Raw genomic sequence first — 6,169 nt, 5'->3', positions numbered from 1 at the left:
CTAGACGGCCCGCCCGCGCGCCGCGACGGCGGCCCCGAACGCCCGGAAGAGCGCGCGGTTGACCGGGTTGGTCTGCGGATCGTGCTCCGCGTGCCACTGCACGCCCAGCGCGAAGCCCGGGGCTTCGGCGATCCGGATCGCCTCGATCGTCCCGTCCTCCGCGACGCCCTCCACCACGACCCGCGCGCCGGGATCGAGGATGCCCTGGCCGTGCAGGGAGTTCACCCGGATGCGCGCGCAGCCGAGGAGCCCCGCGAACACGCCGCCCGTCACGAGGCGAACGTCGTGGCGGTCGGCGAAGACGACCTCCGGGTCCGGGTGGATCTCGCCGGTGTCGAGCCGCGGCATCCGGTGGTTCAGGCGCCCGGGCAGGTCGCGGATCTCGGGGTGCAGGCTGCCCCCGAAGGCGACGTTCATCTCCTGGAAGCCGCGGCAGATGCCGAACAGCGGCACGCCGCGCGCGACGCAGGCCTCGATCAGCGGCAGCGCCAAGCCGTCGCGGTCTTCGTCGTAGGGCTCGTGGCCGGCATGCGGCGCGACGCGGAAGCGCGCCGGATGAACGTTGGCGCGCGCGCCCGTCAGCAGTACGCCGTCGACCGCGTCGAGCAGCTCCGCGATGTCCGTGATGGCGGGCGTCCCGGCAAACATCAGCGGCAGGGCCTGCGCCACCTCGGCCACCGCGCGCAGGTTGTTCTCGCCCACGATCTGCGCGGGGAATCGCTCGTCGATCACGCGCGCATTGCCGATGACGCCGATCACGGGTTTCGCCATGGCGCCGGCCCTACTCCGCCGCCAGCGCGGGCGGCCCATCCGCGGACGGCGCAGCCTCGGCCAGCGTCACCCGCGGCACCAGCAGCGCGAGGAGCAGGGTCAGCAGGGCGATGGCGAAGACCGTCCAGAAGGTGCCGTGCAGGGCGTGCTGCAGCCCGGCCCGGGCAGCGTCCGCCGCGCTGCCGAGGCTGGCGGGATCGTCCAGCAGGCGCCGGAGCTGGTCGGCGCTCACCGTCGCGCCGCTGCCCGGATGGGCCAGACGATAGTTCAGCACGGCCCCGAGCGCGGTCGCGCCCAGGGTCGAGCCGAGGTTGCGCGAGAAGATGTTGGAGGCGGTGGCCGAGCCGCGTTGCGCCCAGGTCACGCTGTCCTGGATGATCACGATGGCGGCGGTCGACAGGAAGCCCATGCCGAGCCCCATGACGATCGAGCCCGCCGCCGCGACGGCGGGCGAGGTCGCAGCGCCCAGGCCCACGAAGGCGCCCGCACCGAAGGGCAGCAGGGCGGCGCCCAGGAGCAGCGTCGGCCGGAGCCCGAAGCGCACGAAGTTGCGCGCCGCCAGCGTCGCGCCGATCGGCCAGCCGAACACCATCAGGGTGAGGGTGAAGCCGGCCACCAGCGGCGACTGCCGCAGCACGCCCTGGACGTACATGGGCAGGAAGGCGGTCAGCCCGATGATCGTCATGCCCGACAGGAGCGTCGCGGCGTTGGCGGTGGCGATGGGGCGCTGGGCCCACAGGCGGAAGTCCAGCATGGGATCGGCGGCGCGGCGCTCCTGCAGCACGAAGAGGATGCTCGCGACGACGAAGACGAGCCCGGCCCAGGCGGTCGCCGCCCCCGACGTGCCGGATTCGGTGAGCGCGATCATCAGCGCCGCGATCGCCAGGGTGAACAGGGCCGCGCCGAGGGCGTCGATGCGCCGGGTACGCCGCTCGACGCCCTCGCGCAGGAAGAGCACGAACAGGATCGCGGCCACGACGCCGACCGGAAGGTTGATCCAGAACACCCAGGGCCAGCTCAGGTGCCCGATGATGAGGCCGCCCACCAGCGGCCCGGCGACCGACGAGACGCCCCATACGCTTGCGAGGTAGCCCTGCACGCGTCCGCGTTCCCGCGCGGGATAGAGGTCGCCGACCACCGTGAGGCTGACCGGCTGGACGGCACCGGCGCCGACGCCCTGAACGAGCCGGAACAGGATCAGCGAGGGCATCGACCACGCCAGCCCGCACAGGGCCGAGCCGAGGAGGAACACGGCGATGCCGAACAGCAGCACGGGCCGCCGGCCGTAGAGGTCGGACAGCTTGCCGAACACCACGGTCGTTGCGGTCTGGGTCAGCAGGAAGGCGGCGAATACCCAGGCGTAGAGGTGGAGGTCGCCGAGCTGGCCGGCGATCTGCGGCATGGCGGTCGAGACGATCGTGGCCTCGATGGCGATCATGAACATCGCCGCCATCACCGCAGCGAGGACCAGCGGGCGGCGCGTCTGGGATGGGTTCGGCATGGGCCGGCTTTACGATCCCCGCGCGATCCATGCCAGGGGGCTGACGCAACGGAGGGCTGCGGCGCCGAGCATCGGTCGCTGCTGGACGACGGCGACGATGCGGTTGCCCGATCGCGCCAGCGGGAACAGTCGGCCTCGGTCCCGGCTTTCACGGGCAGGCATCGTTTCCGATGCGCGGGGATCACCCGGCACCGGGGACGCCGGCCGCGCCGACGGAAGAGTTCCATGTTCGAGGACCCGTCTTCCCTCGCGATGGTCTGCGCGGGCATCGGTCCGGGGACGGTGCCGGCCTGACGCGACCGCCCGCAACGCGCGGCACTGCGAAACTCCACACATCCAGAGGCCACATTCGGAGGCAAACAGATGGATCTCGGCATCAGCGGACGCGTCGCCGTCGTCACCGGCAGCGATTCCGGCATGGGCTACAAGACCGGAATACCTCCTGTGCGAGGGCGTGAAGGTCGTGCTCACCGACCGCGACGCGGAGAAGATCCAGGCCGCGGCCCGGCAACTGGCGGTCCTCGGCGAGGTCCGGGCGGTGGCGGCCGACCTGAGCGGAACGGGGGGCGCCGAGGTGCTCGCGGCGTTCGCCAACATGGCCTTCGACGCCAAGCCGACGATCCTGGTCCAGGCCGCCGGCATCACGGGGGCGTCCGGCGACTTCCTGGATCTTACCGACGACGATCGGCTAGAGGCGATCCAGATCGACCTGATGGCCGCCGTGCGCACGGCGCGCGCCTTCATCCCGGGCATGCGCGCGGCCGGCTGGGGCCGCGTCGTGCTGTTCTCCTCCGAGGACGCGGTGCAGCCCTATGTCGAGGAACTGCCCTACGCCGCCGCCAAGGCCGGCGTCATGAACCTCGCCAAGGGTCTCTCGAAGGCCTACGGGCCGGACGGCGTCCTGGTGAACGCGGTGGCTCCCGCCTTCATCGCCACGCCGATGACGGACGCGCAGATGCGGAAGAAGTCCAAGGAGAAGGGCGTCTCCTTCGACGCGGCGATCCGGCAGACGCTGGACGCGGAGCGTCCCGGCATCGTGGCCAAGCGCCGCGGCCGGGCCGAGGAAGTCGCCGCCGCCGTGGCCTTTCTGTGCTCCGAGCAGGCAAGCTTCATCACCGGCAGCTACGTGCGCGTCGACGGCGGCTCCGTGATGACGACGGGCGGCTGACGGCGACGTCTCCACGCCCCGCCTCCGCGGGTCGGCGTCGTTGCGCCGCGGGGGCGCTGACGGCATGGCGCGCACCTCCGCCGCGTTGGAGCAGAATCCTCGCAGGGGGCCGTTCCACGCCCGCCCATCACGCATCGAGATCGGGAAGACCATGAGCATCCTGTCGGCCCTGGGCCTGGGCAAGAAGGTCCGCTACGCCGTCGTCGGCCTCGGCGACATCGCGCAGGAGGCGATGCTGCCGGGCATCGCGCACACCGGCAATTCCGAGGTCACCGCCCTCGTCACGGACGATCCCGAGAAGGCGCGGCTGGTGGGCGAGCGCTACGGCGTCGCCGACCGCTACACCTACGACCGCTTCGGCGAGCTCCTCAGCTCGGGCACGATCGACGCGCTCTACCTCGCGACGCCGAACTGGCGCCACGCCGAGTTCGTGATCCCGGCGCTCAAGGCCGGAATCCACGTTCTCGTCGAGAAGCCGCTGGAAGTCTCGACCGCGAAGTGCCGCGAGATCCTGGAGGCCGAGGCGGCCTCGACCGCCAAGCTGATGGTCGCCTACCGCCTGCACTTCGAGCCCGCGACGCTCGCCACCCTCGACCTGATCCGGTCCGGGGATCTCGGCGAGGTGCACCTGTTCACCTCGACCTTCACCCAGCTCGTCTCGACCGAGAACCACCGCGCCCGCAGCGGCGATGCGGCCGGCCCGGTGCTCGACATGGGCCCCTACCCCGTCAACGCGGCCCGCTACGTCTTCGGCGCCGAGCCGACCGAGGTGGTCTCGGCCGTGGGCACGCGCCACCCGGAGGCGGGCTTCGGCGACTTCGACGACACCGTCGCGGTGACGCTGCGCTTCGCCGGCAACCGTCTCGCGCAGTTCGTGATCTCGTACTACGGCAACGCGCTCGACGCCTACACCGTCGTCGGCACCAAGGGCAGCGTGCAGGTGAACCCCGGCTACATGTACGGCAAGCCGCTGGAGCAGGCGATCACCCTGGGCGAATCCAAGAGCCGCGAGAGCTTCAAGAACACCGACCATTTCGGCGGCCAGATGAAGTCCTTCTCGGACTGCATCCTGAACGACCGGCAAGTCGAGCCGGACGGCGCGGAGGGTTTTGCCGACGTGCGCGTGCTGGAGGGCGTGCTGAAGGCCCTGAAGACCGGCGCCTCCGTGACCCTGGAGCCGTTCACGCGCACGAAGCGCATCGACACGTCCGCGCAGCGGGAAACGCTGGCCGCTAAGGCGTCGCCGGACCTCGTGAACACCTCCAATCCCGGTCGAGGCAAGGAGAAGGTCCCGAAGAACTAGGACTTCGCCCCCTCGCGCCGGATCGACCCGAGGCTCGGATCGCGCCCAACCCGCAACGCTCAAGAGGAACCAGGTCGATGGCCGCCACCCCGAACCAGTACGCGATGCAGGACCCGACCAAGCAGTACCCGCAGCCCAAGTTCGAGGACCAGCCGCAATCGGCACCCGGCTTGGCCCAGGACATGGTGCCCAAGCCCGACCACGGCGAGGACAGCTACCGGGGCTTCGGCAGACTTGCCGGGCGGCGTGCGCTCGTCACCGGCGCGGACAGCGGCATCGGGCGCGCAGTCGCCATCGCGTTCGCCCGCGAGGGCGCCGACCTCGTGCTCACCTACCTGCCCGAGGAGGAAGAGGACGCGAAGGTGGTCGTCGCGCTGGTCGAGGCCGCCGGCCGCAAGGCGGTGGCGCTGCCGGGCGACCTCGACGACGAGGCCTTCTGCACGACGCTGATCGAGAAGACGGTCGCCGCGCTCGGCGGCCTCGACATCCTGGCCAACGTCGCCGGCAAGCAGAGCGCGGTCGATGCGATCGCCGACCTCACCACCGCGCAGTTCGAGGCCACCTTCCGCACCAACGTCACGGCGATGTTCTGCTGTGCAAGGCGGCGCTGCCGCACATGCCGCCGGGCGCCACCATCATCAACACGACGTCGATTCAGAGCTACCAGCCGTCTCCGAGCCTGCTCGACTACGCGTCCTCGAAGGCGGCGATCACCGCCTTCACGCATGCGCTCGCCAAGCAGGTGGCGGGCAAGGGCATCCGCGTGAACGCCGTGGCGCCGGGCCCGGTCTGGACCCCGCTCCAGTCGAGCGGCGGGCAGCCGCGCAAGAAGATCCCCGACTTCGGCGGGCAGACCCCGCTCGGCCGGCCCGGCCAGCCGGCCGAGATGGCGCCGCTCTACGTGCTGCTGGCCTCGCAGGAATCGAGCTACGTCACCGGCGAGGTCTACGGCGCCACCGGCGGCAATCACCTGCCGTGAGGCACCCGTCCTGAGCGACACCGCGGAGCGTGCGCGGGCACCGGTCCCTCTTCTCGCCCGGTACTCCGCCCTCGGCGACGGGCGCAGCAGTCCCCGCCGCGCGCCGGATGGACGCCATGCCGGAGTCCTGCGGCGGCAACCTGGGCCTGCTCACGGAGCAGGTCGACTCCGGACCGGGATAATCCCCGGCAACCTGCCCCGGGCGCTCGGTGACCTCGCCCTGATCCATGCCGCGATGGCCGTCGCGCAGGATTTGAGGGCGACGGCCTGCACCCTGAAATGCGTCCGGCCGGAGCGGCCGCGGGAGGAGGCGCCGGAGGACGGTGCCTCCTCCCGCGGACAGGGTCGTGGAGCCCTCAGCGCTTCCCGGTGTGGTCGCCGTCGCGCATGGTGCCGGTCGGCTCCTGGACGTGGGCTTCGAGGAACCAGAGCTGCTTGTCGACGCCG

Annotated in this window: 4 protein-coding genes and 1 pseudogene; 3 read left to right on the top strand and 2 right to left on the bottom strand. The window is 71.4% G+C overall.

Going from position 1 to position 6,169, the window contains the following annotated elements:
* A complete protein-coding gene (locus ACFE8Y_RS20370) occupies positions 1-771 on the bottom strand; it encodes a gamma-glutamyl-gamma-aminobutyrate hydrolase family protein (protein WP_375466192.1) in 771 nt (256 codons plus the stop codon).
* A 10-nt stretch (positions 772-781) separates the two neighbouring features.
* Positions 782-2,272 (bottom strand): MDR family MFS transporter, encoded by a 1,491-nt coding sequence (locus ACFE8Y_RS20365; protein ID WP_375466191.1) that lies wholly within the window; start codon positions 2,270-2,272, stop codon positions 782-784.
* A 454-nt stretch (positions 2,273-2,726) separates the two neighbouring features.
* Here ACFE8Y_RS20365 and ACFE8Y_RS20360 point away from each other — a divergent pair, with 454 nt between their 5' ends.
* From ACFE8Y_RS20360 to ACFE8Y_RS20350, 3 genes and pseudogenes are all read left to right on the top strand, one after another.
* The gene (locus ACFE8Y_RS20360) at positions 2,727-3,440 is read left to right on the top strand and encodes an SDR family NAD(P)-dependent oxidoreductase (RefSeq protein ID WP_375466190.1); all 714 of its coding nucleotides are present in this window, start codon (positions 2,727-2,729) and stop codon (positions 3,438-3,440) included.
* A gap of 64 nt (positions 3,441-3,504) precedes the next feature.
* On the top strand, positions 3,505-4,743 hold the full coding sequence (locus ACFE8Y_RS20355; protein ID WP_375466189.1) for a Gfo/Idh/MocA family protein: 1,239 nt from the start codon (positions 3,505-3,507) through the stop codon (positions 4,741-4,743).
* Positions 4,744-4,820: 77 nt separating this feature from the next.
* A pseudogene (locus ACFE8Y_RS20350) lies at positions 4,821-5,722 on the top strand (SDR family oxidoreductase).
* Positions 5,723-6,169 lie beyond the last annotated feature (447 nt).

The sequence above is a fragment of the uncultured Methylobacterium sp. genome (genome assembly GCF_964242245.1).
GTDB lineage: Bacteria > Pseudomonadota > Alphaproteobacteria > Rhizobiales > Beijerinckiaceae > Methylobacterium.
Note: the sequence above shows the minus strand (reverse complement) of the source record. Positions and strands in the feature narration are given on the sequence as shown.